General features: G+C 53.5%; 13 protein-coding genes and 2 pseudogenes. 5 read left to right on the top strand and 10 right to left on the bottom strand.

All coding sequences use genetic code 11. From position 1 onward, the window contains the following. Positions 1–7: 7 nt before the first annotated feature. Together ACR0NJ_RS19980 and ACR0NJ_RS19975 are read right to left on the bottom strand one after the other, a co-directional pair. Positions 8–1468 (bottom strand): hypothetical protein, encoded by a 1461-nt coding sequence (locus tag ACR0NJ_RS19980; RefSeq protein WP_480818846.1) that lies wholly within the window; start codon positions 1466–1468, stop codon positions 8–10. Between the two features lie 572 nt (positions 1469–2040). Next, positions 2041–2235 (bottom strand): annotated as a pseudogene (locus ACR0NJ_RS19975) (universal stress protein); the annotation flags it as partial. 12 nt (positions 2236–2247) lie between these two features. On the opposite strand from ACR0NJ_RS19975, the pseudogene ACR0NJ_RS19970 reads away from it, so the two are divergent. Next, a pseudogene (locus ACR0NJ_RS19970) lies at positions 2248–3355 on the top strand (IS3 family transposase); the annotation flags it as partial. A 269-nt stretch (positions 3356–3624) separates the two neighbouring features. On the opposite strand, the gene ACR0NJ_RS19965 reads toward ACR0NJ_RS19970, so the two are convergent. The 4 genes from ACR0NJ_RS19965 to ACR0NJ_RS19950 all read right to left on the bottom strand — a co-directional run bounded on the left by ACR0NJ_RS19965 (position 3625) and on the right by ACR0NJ_RS19950 (position 9542). Further along, positions 3625–6951: a peptidoglycan-binding protein gene (locus tag ACR0NJ_RS19965; RefSeq protein WP_480818845.1), complete on the bottom strand. Its 3327-nt coding sequence runs from the start codon at positions 6949–6951 to the stop codon at positions 3625–3627. Positions 6952–6957: 6 nt separating this feature from the next. Next, entirely contained in the window at positions 6958–8091 is a 1134-nt protein-coding gene (locus ACR0NJ_RS19960) for a M48 family metalloprotease (protein ID WP_480818844.1), read from the bottom strand. Positions 8092–8094: 3 nt separating this feature from the next. Then, on the bottom strand, positions 8095–8889 hold the full coding sequence (locus ACR0NJ_RS19955) for an N-acetylmuramoyl-L-alanine amidase (RefSeq protein WP_480818843.1): 795 nt from the start codon (positions 8887–8889) through the stop codon (positions 8095–8097). Positions 8890–9308: 419 nt separating this feature from the next. Continuing rightward, positions 9309–9542 carry a transposase gene (locus ACR0NJ_RS19950; RefSeq protein WP_480818842.1) on the bottom strand — a complete coding sequence of 78 codons (234 nt, stop codon included), beginning with the start codon at positions 9540–9542 and terminating at the stop codon, positions 9309–9311. 192 nt (positions 9543–9734) lie between these two features. Between ACR0NJ_RS19950 and ACR0NJ_RS19945 the strand changes: the two genes are divergently transcribed. The 3 genes from ACR0NJ_RS19945 to ACR0NJ_RS19935 all read left to right on the top strand — a co-directional run bounded on the left by ACR0NJ_RS19945 (position 9735) and on the right by ACR0NJ_RS19935 (position 12811). Continuing rightward, complete coding sequence (locus ACR0NJ_RS19945) at positions 9735–10538, top strand: class I SAM-dependent methyltransferase (RefSeq protein ID WP_480818841.1); 804 nt, start codon at positions 9735–9737, stop codon at positions 10536–10538. A 289-nt stretch (positions 10539–10827) separates the two neighbouring features. Further along, on the top strand, positions 10828–11460 hold the full coding sequence (locus ACR0NJ_RS19940; RefSeq protein ID WP_480818840.1) for a hypothetical protein: 633 nt from the start codon (positions 10828–10830) through the stop codon (positions 11458–11460). Continuing rightward, on the top strand, positions 11450–12811 hold the full coding sequence (locus tag ACR0NJ_RS19935; protein WP_480818839.1) for a S8 family peptidase: 1362 nt from the start codon (positions 11450–11452) through the stop codon (positions 12809–12811). Before ACR0NJ_RS19940 ends, ACR0NJ_RS19935 begins: the two co-directional genes overlap by 11 nt. Positions 12812–13071: 260 nt before the next feature. On the opposite strand, the gene ACR0NJ_RS19930 is transcribed toward ACR0NJ_RS19935, so the two are convergent. The 4 genes from ACR0NJ_RS19930 to ACR0NJ_RS19915 are packed head-to-tail and all read right to left on the bottom strand — an operon-like array spanning position 13072 to position 17560. Then, on the bottom strand, positions 13072–13521 hold the full coding sequence (locus ACR0NJ_RS19930) for a hypothetical protein (RefSeq protein ID WP_480818838.1): 450 nt from the start codon (positions 13519–13521) through the stop codon (positions 13072–13074). Between the two features lie 54 nt (positions 13522–13575). Next, positions 13576–14448, bottom strand: coding sequence for a toll/interleukin-1 receptor domain-containing protein (locus ACR0NJ_RS19925; protein ID WP_480818837.1), 873 nt, complete (start codon positions 14446–14448; stop codon positions 13576–13578). Next, a complete protein-coding gene (locus tag ACR0NJ_RS19920; RefSeq protein ID WP_480818836.1) occupies positions 14445–16010 on the bottom strand; it encodes a hypothetical protein in 1566 nt (521 codons plus the stop codon). The genes ACR0NJ_RS19925 and ACR0NJ_RS19920 overlap by 4 nt, the downstream gene beginning before the upstream one ends. Next, entirely contained in the window at positions 16010–17560 is a 1551-nt protein-coding gene (locus ACR0NJ_RS19915; RefSeq protein WP_480818835.1) for an ATP-binding cassette domain-containing protein, read from the bottom strand. Before ACR0NJ_RS19915 ends, ACR0NJ_RS19920 begins: the two co-directional genes overlap by 1 nt. Before the next feature lie 51 nt (positions 17561–17611). On the opposite strand from ACR0NJ_RS19915, the gene ACR0NJ_RS19910 reads away from it, so the two are divergent. Next, the coding region (locus ACR0NJ_RS19910) for an IS110 family transposase (RefSeq protein WP_480818834.1) at positions 17612–18006 on the top strand (395 nt) is incomplete at its 3' end.

Below are 18006 nucleotides of genomic sequence, written 5' to 3'. Positions count from 1 at the left end.
CCCCGCCTCACACCCGGCCCAGATCCAGCGCCGCGCGCAGGGCCTTGATGTGCGCGGGGACCCGGTCGCCACTGCGGCCCTCTAGGTCCCAGTATCGGGTATGGGTGAAAAACGGGCGAGACCCGGCGGCCCCGGTCATGACGGGGACGTCCGAGATCCCCGAGACAGTTCCCTTCTCGCCGTCGATCCCGAAGATATCGGCCACCGGCCCCGATACGATGTCGCCCCAGAAGACCGCCGAAGAGGGCGAGTAGAGGTTCGTCCAGCTCGTATAGGCAAGATGTGCCGCGTGGTGAGGGATGCGCGTCAGGAGCGCCTCGCGGTCATCGCTTTCGTCGCGTCGCCGCCCCGGCCAGTAGCTGAAATGCAGCCGTTTCGTCGTGCGGTCGAGCTCCAGCACCGGCGGGCAGGTCGGCAGGATGCGCTCGGCCTTTTGCGCGTCGACATCCTCTTTGTCTTTCACGAGCAGCACCTCCGCATGGGCGAGCGGCGCGCCGAGGGTCACGAAATCGCTGACAATCCACGGGCTTCCAAGCGCCTCGAGTTCCGCGCGCGCGGCGGCCTGCGCGACGCGGAAAGCGGTCATGTCGAGGGGCTCCGCGCCGTCGACCGCATCGCGGACCATCGCCTCCAGCGTTTCCCGCGCAGGCTGCTCGGCCTTTGGGTCCTGCAGGAAGGTTCTGTTGTGCCGGGCGAAGGCGAATTTCAGGATGTCGTAGCCGATGATCGTGCCTAGCGAATGGCCCACGACGACGATGCGGTCATAGTCGAGCTTACCCGGCGATGTCTCGCCCTGGGGCACTACGCCCATCAGCTCCTCCAGAAGCGCAACACCGCGCTCGCGGATCTCCTGCCGGCGACCGACATTTTCCGGTCGAGCGCTGACGTAGCGCGCAGCATCCCCGACGTAGCGGAGCATCAGGAAATTCACGACCCCCGTCAGGGCAAGCCCTCCGAGGCCAAGAAGCACCGGCCGGATCTCGCTCCAGCAGACCGAGCCAACGGCGCAGGGAGCCGGTCCGGGATTAGCCATGAAACCCCATGCGACGAAGGCGAGCGCGGCGAGCGAGATCAGCCAGAGAAGAATCCAGGCTGAAAATAGCGCCCGCGGGACGCGCGAAGGCGCCCGGAACAGAAGCTCGGCGATCCACGCGCGCACATGCTCCCATGTCGTGCCTTGCATAAGATCGGCCCAATAAAGCTCGTAGAAATCGCAGGACCGCCCGTTCTTCGCGCGTTCCGTAGTGATGCGGCGCAATTCGAAACTGCGCGTGCGGGTATCGGGTTTCGACCAGGTGGGGTTTTCGTCCCGCTCGCCGCCCGTGGTGCTGTCGGGCCTGTCGGCCTCGAAAAGGCTGTGATCGGTGCTCCAGACCGCTTCGACGAAGCCGCGCAGAGTGCTCATCGGAATCTGCTCGCCGATACCGTGAATTACCACTACGGCGGTTTTCTTCCTTCGTTCGGTCATTCCCGCACCCTTAAGAGCAAGTTACTCTTCGTCCAAATGATCCAACACTCGTTCTTTCTGAGCAATATCTTATGCAAAGACGGTTCCAAAGCGTAATCCGCCAATTCGGCCATTCAGCGTTTGTAGCAATACTCAATGACCTCGTCGAAACCAACCTCTTCACGGGACAACTTGGCTCCAAGACCGTCTAAGTTTTCGACGCTTGGCAGTTCTTCGGTTCTTGATATTTCAACGCCATGTTCTGCTTTGTAACCCCTAAGCGCCACATAGAGCGCCGCACTGATGATTTGGCCAAACCCTGGCCGAAATCTCGTGGCGTCGTTCTATGGCCTGCTCTTCCACTGACTTTCGCCAAAAATGGACTTTTTCAACACCATCGGCCCTATCCGGTCGTTCCTGAGCCTCGTGCCGAACCACCGATTTGAGCCATAAACGCCGGATGCTGAAGCTTGTGTGAATGGCCGCGAAGTGCGCAAAATCGATATTGGGAGCTGTAACAACGGCCCATTCCAGACATTGATCGACTTAGTCGGCGCCGCAGTGCAGCTTCACCGACGCAGACATTAGATTAGCTAGATGAAAACGCCGAGCGCACAGCATCCAATGTCAGAACAAACTGACTGCAGCCAAACGCGCACGACCAAGACAGATACATCCGCATGCCGAACCAGGCGTGCAGCGTTGGGGCCGATGAGCCTATCTGTAAAGTCAGGTTTATGGGCACCAACGATTATCAGATCCGCGCCGCATTTACGGGCTGCAGCTAATGCCGCCAGGGCACGTTCTACAAATACAAATCGAAGCATGGCGGCATGGAGGTGTCTGAAGTCGCGAAGCTGAGAGCGATGGACGACGAGAATGCCAAGCTCAAGCGGCTGCTGGCCGACGCATGCTGGACAACGTGGTGCCGAAGGATCTTTTGGGAAAGAACTGACCACGCCGAATGAGCGGCGAGAGGCAGCGCTCAGGGCGATGCGGGATCATGACATCTCGCAACGCCGGGCCTGCCGACTTATCGGTGTCGATCCGAAGACGGTTCGGCGTGAACGCTCGTCCCGCCTACCTCGGCAGTCGAAACGCAGTTTCGATGAGAGGGGGACAATCCTGAGATACGCAAGGAGATGAAGGCTGTCGCTGCCAAACGCCGCCGGTTCGGCTATCGGCGGATTGGTTTGATGCTGGAACGCAAGGGGATGATAACGCAAGGGGATGATCATGAACCACAAGAAGCTCTATCGCCTGTACACTTAGGAGAAGCTGGGCGTTAGGCGACGACGGGGCCGGAAACGGGCGCGGGGATCGCGGACGCCGATGCCAGAGGCTCTGCGGCCAGGTGAGCGCTGGTCGCTGGACTTCCTGTCCGACACGTTCGGGGCCTCACGCAGGTTCCGCATCCTGGCGGTGAACGATGACTGCTGCCGCGAGAACCTGTGCCTGATGGCCGACACCAGCATCTCGGGTGCCCGGGTTGCGCGGGAACTGGATGCGCTGGTCCGGCTCTATGGCAAGCCAGCCAGCATCGTCAGTGACAACGGGGCCGAGTTCACCAGTCGCGCGATCCTGAAATGGGCAAACGACAATAGCGTCGATTGGCATTACATCGATCCGGGCAAGCCCCAACAGAATGCCTTCATCGAGTCATTCAACGGCAGCCTGCGCGATGAGCTCATGAACGAGGAGATGTTCGACAGCCTGGACGATGCCCGCCGAAAACTGGCGCTCTGGCGTTACGACTACAACAACGTCAGGCCGCACTCATCGCTCGGAAATCAAACGCCCGCAGAGGCGCGCCGGACGCTTGAGCAATTTGAGGGCTCCGCGCCCGGCGCGCTTGCCCAAAACAACGACGACGAATATGAAAACCAAACCCGCAGACTCTCGTTATGAATGAGGGAGCCTCGGGGGGCAGGTCATCGCAATTGCCTTTACGCCTCAAAAGACAGATCGATCTTGTGTATTGCGCGCTTTGTCGCGCAACACTTTCAACTCCAATTCATCCCTTGGGAAAGTTAAACCCCAAACAAGCAGTTGTGGTAGTTTCAATGTACCGTTTACGATCTAACTTGGAGCAAGCGGGGAGTGCTTCCTTCCAACTTACTATTGATCTTGCCAATTTACGAAAACTGCCTCGCTGAAAACAAGGTAACCACTGTTCCTCACAACTCTATCTTTTCGTCAGATTCATCTCTCATTACGTCAGATTCAGTAGGTTCGCCGCGACTCCACTGAATTTCCAGATCTCTCCATTTTGAAGCTTCCTCAGACCTTCCAACAGCTGAAAGTGCTTTTTGCATCGCCTGAGCGAACTTCGGTGTGTGCATATCCTCTCTTTCGGCAATTATTGAGAGCTCCTGGAGCGCAAACTCGAATTCAGAAATGCACATGTAAGCTTTAGCTTTCAAAAAATTGTCTTCACTGTTTTTACGAACCGTAGGCGCCCAAAGTAAACTAGCCATATCCGCTGCCAACTCACATTGATCGGTATCCAAATAGAATTGAACTAAGATACTCGCAACCTGGTATCGCTCAACATAACTGAGCCATCCAGAGCTTAGAGCCGCATTGCAACTATCGATATCAAACTGACTGGTGCATACTCGAACCAAACCATAAAAATACTCGTTCTCAGGTCGGAAAAAGGTGGGTGTTGGTTCCGGTTCTGCTGCACCGTAGTTGACCAAAAAACTACGAATTAGACAATTTGTATCTTCGGCACAGAGCTTGAGTGCCTTCTGGGATCCTGCTCCAAAGTCACCATCGATGGGACCATTATAATAGCCGTAAGACGCAAGCTCCCGCTGCACAGTTTTAGATCTTTCTTCCAAAGACATTCTATCTAAACCACGGTCACTTGAGTAAAGGTCAGCGTTTGTAACAACCTTCACCCAATCGGCTATTGCCTCGCGGGTGTCGCCTGAAACTTTTTTCAAGTTCCCATCCAAAACAACATCCTCCAATGCCCTCGGTGTGCCAATGTTGTGGATTTCAACTATTTCTTGCTCCAGTTTCCAAAAATCAAGTGCGTCTTGGTAAGAGCCGGCCTGGAGGGCATAAAGCGCTGCGCGCCTAAAGTAGTAGTTTTCTGCCTTCTTCGGTTTAATTCTTAGTAACTGCTCGTAAGCATCATTGTATCTTTTGGCAAGAAAATGTTCAGAGGAAATATTGCTAATTAATAAATTCCTTTTTCTTTTGCTCAACTCACTTTGCTGCAGGGCGGCGTGACATTGAAAAAGAGAAAGTTTGGATTGATTGTGTGTGCAAATTCCCATGTCGCCTGTTTCTTTAAGAATTTCATTGTTAATACTGCGACCATCAAAAGTAAGAACGAATTCTAAGCTACTTCTGATCAGAGGGGGCGATAAGTAGATTACCGATAAATCAAGCAAATCAAATATGCAGGACGAAATTTCCGAGCATTTTCGCATATCTTCAGCGAGCCGCGGTGTCATTTCGTTTCTTGGAACTTCGGATGTGAAGCCAGAGTCCCTCATGTCTATGATCATGTATCTGCGCTGTGTCCATGAAGTAGTATCAAACAATTCGATCAAATAGTTGGTATCAACTTTTATTTGCCCCGAGTTTTGTAGATTTTCATTTACTCTTTCTAAAATTGCCAATTGAAAATCTGAATAGCCACTAGGAAATGAATAACTCACGCTAAATATTGGGGACGCTACGACTGTTTTCTGCCCTGAGCGCGCTAAAACGTCTTGCAGGTAGGAAGAGTCCCCGCCTTGGAAAGCAACAATTGCTCTTGATTTTTCGAGCCATGCTACTTCTCGAAGATGGTTCGCCAGTTTATCGTATACTTTTTCATGACCAGCGCCGCTATCGGGGTCAACGGAGATAAGTGAAAGCCGGAGTTCACCTGTTCGTGCAGAGATCAGTTCAATCGCAGTGTCATAGCTCTTGACTGCATCCGTGTATTTCTCTTGCTGATACTGCGCGTATCCCATTGCAGACAAAAAGGCGGCTTTCTCGAAACTGTTCCAGCCCTCTCTTTGCATTGCTGCCCCACAAACTATTTCTGTTTGTCTGGGTTCGCTCTGTATACAGGAAGTAACGACTGCTTCATGAGATAAGTTACTTATTTTACTAGGCTTAACTTCACATTCGATTTTTATCTTGGAAGCAACTAAATCGGCTTGAGAATGATCTGGGAAATCGACCATAAAAGACCGCATCATCGCACAATCTGCTGAGGCATTCTCTATCGAAGCCAAAGCAACCTGCGCCATTTCCGACAGCCGTAAGTCAACCATCAACTTCGCCGTGGAACACGCTGGATGTTTGTCTCTTTCTGATCGGATGTCTTGCACTGACACAGAAAGTCTTAGGTCCGGCCAAACAATATTGAAACTCCCGCAAGGGTCCGTGGTTGTCAGCAGTCTTATTCTTTCTGAGATTGTCAGATCCGCGAATTGACAGCTTGGAAATTTTCCAAGAAATCCGCGAAGAAAATCCGGGTCAGCATTCTCGTTTTGAACACTCCAAAAATCTTCAAAAGTTGCGCAGGGGTTGCTAGATCCAACGAGTGGCAAGGCTGTACGCGTCGTGCATGTAAGTTGCCCCCGGTGACGGATGAAGGTTAGACAATGACCTCGCTCCGGGATTTCGCTTACGACTCCGGTGTCGAAGGCTGTCGGCTCTGGCATTTGCGTGATATCTGGCACTTCGTCGGCAAGCCGCGATATTCCACTGCGGATTTCAATGTTGAGTACCGGAAGTTGAATAGATGGATTTTTTCTCAAAATTTCGAAGAGGACTCGCCCGTAGAGTGTTGTTTCGGGCTCATCCGGATTATTGATGTCAAGCTGTGCAATTGCCCGCTGTCCCCGACCAGCCGCAAAAAAGGCATACGTTCCAGAGATTCTTGACGGCACATAGCCTTGGTTTGTGGTGCCCTGTCCGATCGAAGCACCTGGGTCAAACCCGGTAGAACCGGGCGAATTTCTACATGCATTAAAAAAAACTACGACTCCACCTTCCGGAACTCGTTCTTTTATTTGAAGGACGACTTCCTCAATGCTTAAAACACTTTGTTTAAGTTGGGCTCGACTACGATAGTCGGAGTGAGTCGACGCAGGAACTATGAAATTCTGATTAAATCCACGAATCGTGATTCCGTGCCCAACGTAGTAGATAACCACCGTAGAATCTTTGCTCAAAAGATCCATGAAGTCAGCAATTCCAACTTGTATGTTATTTGCGTCCGTTACCTGTACTCCCTCTAATGTGATGACATTTGCTTCGGGGTAACCCATAGTATTGATGAGCACTTCTTGGAATTCTTCTGCATCCGCTTTTGCGCTAGGCAAGGACTCAGCATGATCGTAGCTGTCAATCGAGATGATCAACGCAAAGTTATTTGCAGCTTCTTCTTCTGACACCGTATATTGAATATGTGCACTCTGCGTTGTTGTTTGAGCGTTCACTTTGAAGCTCACTAAAACTAGAAATACCAATGTAATAAGCTTAACCATATTGGATTACTCCAAGATGCAGTTCCCATTTACATCAAACCTAGCACCAGGGTTCGGCAAGGTAACCATTGAAACGGCGATAGATTCAGGTGGAATGGTCTCACGTGCTAACGCCGCCATTTTCGACGCTGTAGGTATGAGTATATTCGCAGATTGGAATTGTACTTCGCTTTCAGAAACGGTGTATGCTAATAACTCATCTGCACCAATGACTTCGGAGTTTGTAGGATAGCAGTGCAGGTGAAGGTTCCAACGTTCTGATGGAAGGTTAGCCACTAGTACTGGACAATCATCGCATTGAACTGGGATTACTCGCGTTTCGCCTGGAGCGAGAACTGTTGCGCCAATCATTTTCTGAGGGAGTTCAAAATACTTCAACGAACCAGTTCGCTCATCGGGAAAGATGACCTGCAATCTGCAACTCTTTTCGGTATAAACAACAACAGAAGCAGGTTCACACACTCGAATTTTCGACGTGATGGCTTTCGCACCAAAACCTAAATCCTCGTGCAATATGCTCTTTTCAAGAAGCGAGGACGTCTCTTCATAGCCCTTCTCAATCGACACCAGACGCAAATTACAATCGGGAAGATTGGGATCGGAAGCAAACGGGCACTCATTTAAGAGGGCTCTAATACCGTCCATGTTGCCGTTCGCTTTCCTAAGGATTGATCCAGCGAAGTAGTCTGCGTCTAGTTCGACTTTGAAGGAGTTTTGACGCGAAATACCAATAGGATGTAAGTTGGCATGGTGTCCTACTTCATGGGCAATTATGAAAAGCTTAACCCAGTAGTTGCCCTGAGAAGTTTTTTGCAGCCAATCTTCGTCAACGAAAATTCTAATTGTTTGATCTTTAGATATTTCTGCACAAGCATTGCCAAATCCCGGGATAGAAACGACGTCTATTACGCGTTTGATTCCAGCTAAGCCTAGCACATGGCGGGTGAGCTCCTCCGCCGTATCCGACCGTTTGATTGCGTCGCCGTCGGGAAATAAAGCTTCTGGCGTATTTTTGAACCCGTTCCAATTGTCCCGGCAAGTGTCTTGGACGCGGATTGTCCGAGCCGAAGCACTCGGGCCCATGAGCAACGACATAAGCAGTATGAGACAGACAAATGTTGGCGAGGCAATGCGAAACATCGGTTACCTCCTACCCTCCAACATAAATGAGATGCCTACTGCGAGGTTGGTAGCTATTGTATTCGCCGCCATCAAAAACCTCTCTTCATCACTCGGGCAGGAGAGTTCCGACATCTCAACGATCCCCTCGGCGATCTGGGTGTCAGAGTGTCGATATGAATAGAAGTGAGACAGGTTTTTTGTATAATTGTCTCTCATAAAGTCGTATGCATCTAGCTTTAACGCTATGGCAAGCGCTACCCCAAGGTACTGCATACTCGTTTTGCCGAACTTTGGGTTGTATCCGAGGCTTGGACCTACCCTGCATGGGTTCTCTGAGCCGTCGAGATGTAACGAAAGGAATATCTTCGTGCGGAAGAAGTGCTGTGAATCCCGCTTTTTACCTGATTTGTAACTGTCTGCGCCAACAATTATGTGGTGAATCCCCGCAGCATTTAGTTCCTCGGACAGCAATGCAGCGACGTACGCAGCCCCTTCCTGCTCGTTAATCAGTTTGCCTTGAGCTCCCGTGGATCCTTTGGTTCGCGGGAAGTGCCCAACTTGCAATATGACATCATAGGTTTTTGTTGGATCAACCTTTGAGATCATAAGATTGGTTCGGGCATCTTTGGCCGCGTTTACGGCAGCTCGAAGGTCGTCGCTGGTAAAATTGAGACTTCGAGGCTCTATCATCAGTGAGTACACATCAGAATTTTCTAGTTCTTCGAATTCTTCTAGTGTAAGCCCCCCATTTTGTGCGAACGCAGCGGAAGTCAGCGCCACGAGAACACCAAATGCAGATAATATTGTTTTTTTCAATGTTTTATCCTCTCACAAAGGCAAGTGGACACACGGCTAGCCGCTTCTTACGAATCGCGTCAACGCATCCAACTATTCTGAACGAGACACGCTTTCGATCAACCTTTGTGTGAAATCCGAAATCCACGGCGACTATGAGGAATTCGCTCAGGACGATATCTTTCACAAGGTGATTGCGCACGGCATGTGGGGCTGTGCGCTGACCTCGAACGTTTTGGGCACGCAACTGCCTGGACCGGGAAAGATCTATCTGGACCAGAACCTGAAGTTCCTAGCAACTGTATTTCTCAGGCGGCCTGATGGGTCCATTTCAGACGAGATTTGCAAAGCGCGTTCGCGATCGTGACGAGTTTGCGTGCGACGACTGTGATGACAACCTTATGTGGCTTTCCCGTGGTTCGCAGGCGGTCAGCGAAGGTTTACAGGATCGGATTGTAATGGCTGGCGATGAGGGCTGCCTGGAACATGACGTGCCGCAGCTGACGCCGTCCTCCGCCAATGGCGCGCTTGCCGCGCTTGGCGCCGCTGCCATGTGCGATCGGAGCCAAGCCCGCGAGTGCGGCGGCCTGTTCAACCGAGAGTTGGCCGAGCTCGGGCATCTCGGCGATCAGCATGGTGCTGGCGACGGGACCAATCCCGGGAACGGAACGCAAGATACCGGCAGTCTGCGCTAGCAGCCCGTCGAACCTGCCGTTCGCTGCGCGAGCGAAATTAGCGATTAACTGAACTCACTAAGAGCGGACATAACCGCTAATTGACCAACTTGCCCATAGGTCTGTTTTTTTGATTTCGAGGCGGAGTAAGATTAGCGTACTGCCGCATGATGTGTTTCGAGGAGCGAAGCTATGTCTGATCCATATTCTAATCTAGGAGCGCAAGATCCTGAGATTCAGGAACGGATTGCAGCAGCGATGGAAGCCCGCTGTCTTGAGCCTGCACAGGTAGCAATCCGCAGAGCCTATCTGAATGATTTAGAGCTCCCGAGCAATGCAAGTGCGTTGGAATTGGGGTCCGGCACCGGCCATGTAACTAAAGACCTGTTGGACCTTGCTGGCGCATCAACCGCGCATGGGCTCGAACCCTCGCCGATTATGGTGGAACGGGCCAAAAAGAGCTTCGGCGATGATACGCGTCTCAATTTCGATATCGGCGACGCCAAGAACACAGATTTTGAAGACGCATCATTCGACCTTGTTTTGATGCACACCTTGCTCTGCCATGTGCCTGACCCCGAAGACGTAGTTCAGGAAGCATTCCGCATCCTGAAGCCGGGCGGTGTGTTGGCAGTCTGTGACGGCGACTACGACACCGCGACGGCGCAGATTGCAGATTTTGACCCGCTCGATCAGCTCATCCGTTTCATGATTAATCAAAACGTCACCAATCTTTGGATTATGCGACAAATCTCCGGCATGCTTGCCAAGACTGGTTTTCAACTTGGAGCGCGCAGAGGGCATGGATACGTCGCCGAAGGAGAGGCGACATATTTCCTGACTGTTATTGACCGAGGCGCGGATCGCATGGTCGAAGAGCGTTTACTGTTCCCGGAAACAGCGGAGGCACTAAAGACAGAAGCAAGACGTCGGGTGTCCGAAAAGACCTTCTTCGGCTTTATGTCTTACGTGAGCCAGATTGCCACAAAGCCCTAGGAAACTAAGAAATCTCGTAGTCCGGACATTCGTTTGACGCGCAGCATCGGTCACTCATGGCTCGTTACAGCGCTCGGAGCAGACGCAACGTAAGCCCCTACCCAACCTGCCACCACGTCGCCGTCGGCCCAAAGGCGACCTTGACCGCAGGGTTCAATGCTGCAACGCAGCTTCACCGAACCGGCCATTCTCGCAACAGTCTCGAATCGCCGGTTCTCGTCACCTCTCGTACTAACTTTGGGTGACGGATCTCTGCTTTCGGGAATCTTGCTGCGCGAAGGAGCAAAGTTTGTTTAAATTGATGTATTGGAGCAGCATCAGATTTTTGGAGTTTGGAATGACAAGAAATGATCAAAAAGCACGGGCTAGCGATCACGATGCGCGAACGCTGATACAAAAAGCTGCGCCGGATGAGGAACTGAGGCGGCTCGCCGATGATGACCGCATTCGTAACGCGGTGGCTGACGCCCTTCTTGACATCGAAGAGCTCGAGCACGGCAAACCCGAAGGCGCAATGAGTACCGTGATGGGAGGTATTTCGCTTTCGATCTCGGAGGCGTCCTGGATATTTCTTGAAGCAGCGGTAGGCGCCGCGCTCGTGGTAGTTGGGCCAGAGCCACTATCTAAGACCGTCGGCGGGGGGCTTCTGCTCGATGCCGTCTTCAAGGTCAAGGCTTTGATCCAGACTCTCGATGCTACGGATCAAGCGGTCTGCGCGGCCATTGCCGACCAGAGACGGAAAAAAAAGCAGCGCCGCGACCCGGACGTCCGGGTGACCAAAAAGGAGATCGTAGCCTACTTCAATGACCTTGACGAGGAAGCGCCGGTGGAACTCAGCAAGATTTTGGATGAACTGGTCAGCGAAAACGTGATCACCCGCGAAAGGGAGAACGGAACCGCTTTTTATAGCATTGAGTTTTGAAATGGATGGCGCGGTCGAGTTAATCCTGACTGTCCCCCACGATCACACTGGACAATCCGCGATAGAATTTCTGCGATATGAAGGCGGTGCTGATTACTCGTGCGAGTTCGTGGAGTCATTGCGGTCCAAGCTGGAAGGAACCAAAGCCGCCGAATTCCTCGAGAGGATCCCAGTCGCATATTACCTTTTCCGTGTCCCTGAGGGTTTCGAGACCGAGATTGCCGAGCGACTTCGAAGAGACTTTAACGGCGAAGGAGGTAGGCCAGGACGGATTCTCTTCGCAGAAGTCAACCGGCCCATGCAGCTGCTGCAAGCCACGCCAAATTTTAACTTGGGAGGACAACATAGCGCCTATCGAAAGATGATGAATGTTCCAGATGCGCACAGCGCTGGCGTAACCGGCTCCGGTAGGAGGATTGCTATCATCGACAGTGGGGTCGAACCCGCTCACGCGTCTGTTGTAACCGATATGATCGATGGTCTTCAGAACCCTGTTAGGCGTGCCGCACCGCTGCACGACGATCTCGGGCATGGCACGGCGATGGCCGTGATGGCCCATGATATCGCGCCGGACGCTAGAATCTACGCCGTGCGAATTTGCGCCAAAAACAGCGCGGTCAACCCTTACGGCGTGATGGCAGGAGTGTTTATCGCTGCGGCTGACTGTGCCGCACACGTCGTCAATCTGAGCCTTGGCTTCGATGCGATTAGGAAGTGCCGCACGTGCGGAGCGTCCGGCGCAGTCCGATCCTTTGCGCTGGAAAGCGCGATGCGAACTGCTCAACTCGCTCGGGCTGCAGGCGGACCGCCTGTGATGCTTTACACTGCATCCGTAGGAAACAGCGGTATTGCGACAGGGCTCGATCACCCGGCACGCTACGCTTGTGCCATCCCAGTTGGAAGCGTCGACAGCGCAGGCAACCGATCAGCTTTTTCGAATTATGACAGAGCAAACTGTCACACGGATCATATCATGGCTCCTGGCGGCCAGACATCCGCCCAGAACGTTACGGAAGAGGTTGGCAGCTGGCGTTCAACAGGCGAGCAGTGCTATGGCACTTCAGGGGCAACTGCCTACGCGTCAGGAATGCTGGCACTTCTTTGGTCCGACCCGCGCTACGCTAATCTGGACGCGGGTTCTTTTTTAGCAGCGGTCAAGGCATCGCATTGTCACCGGCAGCCGAGTCAGCGGGTCGATGAGTACGGCTGCGGTTTGATACGATACGATGCTCCGGCCAGCTCCATCGCGTCAACATCTGGTAATGCCTCTCCCGCAGCGGCTGTAGAGTATGTCGAGGATGGCATCTACGTCGGAGATGTCTTTCTTGAAATTAACAATAATATCGGGTGAGTTTTTTTGATGGAGGCCAGCTCCGAGATTGGCTGGAGATGAATGAACTTGAGCGATCAATCCTGATCGCATGGCACACACTTTCGTAGCGTTGGGCTCCTCAGACTATTGTCTTTCGAACACAGCGCAGCATCGGGTAGTCTAGGGCTCAGTGACGACCTTAGCCGCGTACCGCTCGAATAGTGGCTTCTGCTGATACCACCACCCTTTTCTCAGAACACTGTTGGCGGGATGTTACTCCCGCCTCAATTTCCTATTGCTTACGTTTTGTGGGCTTTTTCCATTTTAACCTTAAACGGCTGGTAGTTCTTAAACCGCTTGTAATCTGCAAAGAAGCGCTTGAACACAGTGTTGATCCGGTGTCCAAGTTTGACTTCGGTACCCTCTCTCTGTGATTGCCAATTCTTAAGGCCCGAGACAATTTTGTTTCTGAGCTTGGTGCCGTCACACACGCCGAAGATCGTCTGCTCCATCGGCAACTTTGCACAATACTCAAACAGCCGAAAATCATGGTGTTTGTTCAGGCCCCTCCCAGAGAACAGACAAGGTTCACCCGTTCCAAATTTGCGGTAATCAACCTCTTTCCCAAGGTATGGAGGCTTAGTCATGTACCGTCCAAGTTTGCTAAAACTGCCTTCAAGAATGGTTGCTGTTTTGGAGAGTATCGGCAATTTGGAGATGTTGCTTTTGAAGCCCTTGGCATGATCCATGAGTGCCTTGGGATCGCATTTATCATAGGCGATTCTGCAGAAATGGGAAACGCTTTACTGCTGACTGGTCTGTCTGATTACGTCGCGTATGGCGTCGGACAACTCGAAAAGACCAGACACACGATTTTCACCGATGCAATTGATGTAGGTGTGTCTGGCGCCGAGCAGTGTCTCACGCTTCTCGCGAAAGCGGATATGCAGCAGCGCCATCCTGCTGCCCTGGGCAAAGGCGTACTCGTTCTGGGCATGCTCTGAACGTTCATAGGAATCGCTGTGCACGCATAGAAACGAGCGGCAGGAATTCAGCTTCTGCTGCATCTCCTCGTAAAGCGGCACATCGTATCGCCGCTTGGATCGATGATAATCCCAATAGCTAAGGTTCGCCCGGTCGAGATGCCTGCAGATATCGTCGACGTCGGCCTTGTCCGCTGTGGCGTAGCTGATGAAGACGTCGGTCAGCGCAGATTGTGTCTCTGCGTGGTGGGTCGGCGGAGGTGCCAAAGCTTCGATTGGCGGCGCCGCGGCTTGCTGATGTCCCGATGGAAGCGGCGGGCGACCCATGCAGAGTTGGACGATGGGATCGACCTTGAAAATGTCGTCCACGGCGTCTTCACCGTTTATGACGGGATAGCTCACGGTGTCACTGGTGCCCGTTTGATCGCCAGTTGCTACCAGAACGATCGGGCGGTCACGGCCATGGGCGAGGGCGTATTCCTTCTTGCAGAACGTCGAACGATGATAATCGTCCGACAAAATGGCAACAAAGGCAGCCGAATTGGCGATGCCGAGGCGCCGATTTTCCAGAATGCTGAGATCCTCGTCGTTCTGCCAAATGCGGACGCCTTCGTTTTCCAGTGCGTTCTTGACACTTACCGCAAGGTCGAATTGCGACTTGGCATAGGAGATATAGACGTGCTCCTCGGTCATCGCGCTGCGGGCCTTGCGTTGCGGGTGACAATATCACTGTCTAGCCGGGCCATGGTCATTCCGGCCGCCAGCAGGAGAAGCAGCGCCACGAGTAGCCCCGGCAAAGGGTAGGACAAAAGAAGCACGGCACTGGCGAAAGCCACAGCCACGGGCAACAAGGGGATCAGCGATCTACGAATTGGCGTGGCGTCGTTCTCGATGCCGAGCAAACGCACGGCGATGGGGACGCTGGTTAGCAGTCCGGCCATCAGCAACACCGGGACAAGCAGATCGTTGGCGAAAGTTCCAAGGACATCTTCGATGGAACCGACGAAATTATCCCAGTGGAAATCTTCGAAGGTCAAAAGGGCTTCTCCGCCATACTTGACACAAAGCTGACGGATCAGATTGTCAAAGGCGAGCAGGGTAAACAGGACAACGGGCGCAACCAGTGTCATGGTGACGAAGCCACCTGTTGTGGCCATACGCGCGGCGCGAAAAAGGAATGCGATCAAGAGGGCCAACGAACCGAACAAGATGGCCCCCGACAAACCGACGCCGAGAGAGCCTTGGACAACAAAACTCTCAAGCCCACGTTCGTTGAAAACCGCCAGCTCGGGCCCTGCGATGGGCCAACTATAGACGCTGATATTGTCATTCATATTAGTCAGCGACCAATGATTGATCTTTCCCCAAAGCCCTGACGTCAGCAAACTGGCGCGATACTCCAAACCGGCCAGTTGCGCAATATCCAGACAGGGGCCCGAATCGCTGCTGCAATACTCGAAATAGCTAGGCGAGCCTTCCAAGTGGCCTTCTGCGAAGTCGACGAGGCGATCCACTGTCATTATCCTGACTTCGTCGTCAATATCCTTAACTGATGAAGACAGGACGGGTCTGGGCTGCGAATGTGTCGCGGCAAGCTCGCCAAGTGTTTCTTTAATCTGGTCTAGTTCCTCTTTGAGGGGTTCGAAGCCCAAGTTTGTCAGTTCAAACCCGTCGGCGATTTCCCTGATTTGATTGTCGACAGCGTCGTATTTTAAACGAAGCTCGGCGATACCGTCTCTGACGACAGTGGCCTGCGATTTGGTTACAAGATTATTTGTCACTGCGAACTCACCGGTCAATCTGTCGAGCTCTTCCAGCACCGATTGGACCGTTTTTCGCTGCTGTTCGATAAGGCCCACGACTTTCTGCGTGGGGGCCTCGGACTTCGACAGGGCCATGTAATGGCGGGAAAACTCCGCAAGCGCTGCGGAATTCGCACAGATGAAGGCCGGTGCAAAAAGGGCGGCAGAAATGATTAGGCAGCTTCGGATACGCGGGATATCGAGAACACGCGGCCCTGTTTCAATCAGCGGTGTGGCCCGCATTCGAAAGACAATCGCAACAATCCAGACGAAACTAGGCACAAGGAACAACCAGGTCGCATTTGAGGCCTGCGAAGTCAGGCCGACCAAGATGGCAATGCCGCTTAGAACCAAGCATGACCAGAGCACCTGCGGGCGGAACAGAAGCCAGTCCTCCAGGCTCATCCACGGCAGGGCGGCGTCGGCGTGTATCAGGGTCGGAGAGCGGATCATTATGCCTGACCTCGACGCCCGCTGCCGGAATTCTCGATCAGGAGCGCGGCTTCAGCGCTGCCGGTCAGTTCTTCAATGCCGGTGAATGCAACTTCGTGATTGAACAGGGCACCGGTCAGATCCTGCATCGAAAGCACACCGGGGAAGATGAGGATCGTGCCCTGGGAATCGCTGATTGTTCGGGCTACGCCCAGTTCACGCCCCAGCGCTCGCAGGCGTGCGCTGTCGTCGGTGCGGACCCGGTAGATCGAACTGGGCTCGTCGGTTTCGGCTTGGCCGCTCTGACCGCTTTCAGACAAGATGACAACGTCGTCGCTTATCGCTTCTATGGCTCGGATATGGTGGCTGGAGACCACAATCGAGCAAGGTGCCTGGACCGATGTGGCGAGGCTGCGCAGATCGTCCAGCACCACGCCTTGAGCTACCGCATCGAGATTGGCCAGCGGTTCATCCAGCACCAGCAGCGCGGGATCCATCATCATGCAACGCGCAATCTCGACGCGCAGTCGATAGCCAATCGAGAGGCGCGAAACACCAGTGTTGCGAAAACGCGCCAGACCGTAGCGGTGCAGCAGCGCGTCGCACCGGCGCGCGCATTCCGCATAGCTGAGGCCATAGGCCATGCCGGTCATCTGCATGAATGTATCCACCCTGTGTGGCCAAGATGCGAGCTTCGAGGGGATGAAGGCGATGCGCGCGCGCAGGCGGCGCCAGTCATCTGCATCGCAGGAGGTCGTTAGGGCGGGAAAGGTGACGGTCCCCAACTTCGGGGCAAGATCTGCCGAGATGATCCGCAGCAGCGTGGTCTTGCCACTGCCATTGCGCCCGACAACAGCGACAACCTGACCGGCCCGGATCTCCATCGAGATATCGTCCAAACGGAAATGGCTCTTCTGTTCAACAAAATAGTGGCTGATCCCGGAAAGCACCGATGTTGGCGGAAGCCCGGCCAGAGACTTGGCCTGAATGCGCCGCTTGACGGACTGAAGGGACTCGCCCGAGGCGGCATCGTCGAAGGCTGGGTCGGACTCGAAATCCACCGTGGAATCTTCCGTGTCGTCGAAGATATCCTCCAGCGCCTCGCGTTCGATAACGTCGAGAATGGCGCGAGCGCGCCGCTGGAAGGCCGGCGACCTGCCTTTGGCTTCGTCTTTCCCAACATCGTCGTCGAGCAACGCTCGGGACTCGGCGGAGAAAGCGACCAGCCGTCTCTCGTGGCGCCGGCCCAGTTCCTCGTCCAAATCGAAAAGCAGCGCCAGGGCTGCTGCGTGTTCCCCGTCGCGTAAAAGTTCGCTGATCCTGGTTCGATAGCGATTGAGCACGTCCAGCCGGTCACGATTTGTAATCGTCTCGACTGGAGAATGTTTTGCAGTGTTAATCAAGGTTTGATCTGGTTGGTCAATTATAGATTTAGGACGAACGTGGATGATGCGCCGACAAAAACCAAGAGAAATGTCAAACCCTCCGTTCAAAAAACTACCAGAAAGTCCCCCACTTTGCCGCACACGGCCCCAATCGGATGAGGTGAGTGGCTCCTGCTCTACCGGCATCGAATGTGCCAAAGTGCAGTTGTGATTGACTGCTAGGAAAGGAGCCGCCCAATGACAGTAAAGACCGTCGGCCTTGATCTGGCCAAGGATGTATTTCAAATTCACGGCATTTCGGAGAACGGCCGCGTTGTCTTCAACAAGACCATCACGCGAGCGAAACTGCTCCGTTTCTTTGAGACGCTTCCGCCCTGCGTCGTCGGAATGGAGGCATGCGGATCGTCCCATCACTGGGGGCGCCAGCTTTCCAAGCTCGGTCACGATGTGAAGCCAATGCCTGCTGGTTACGTCAAGCCCTACGTGAAGCGGGGCAAGAATGATGCCGTTGATGCGGAGGCGATCTGTGAAGCCGTTCGTCGCCCTGAGCCTCCCCAACTGAACGGGTCCACCGTTATGTTTAGGAGACGGAGGACTACGAATGGCAAACAAGCGACCGAGGCCCGAAGAGA

It is taken from the genome of Ruegeria sp. F11 (genome assembly GCF_056533855.1).
Note: the sequence above shows the minus strand (reverse complement) of the source record. Positions and strands in the feature narration are given on the sequence as shown.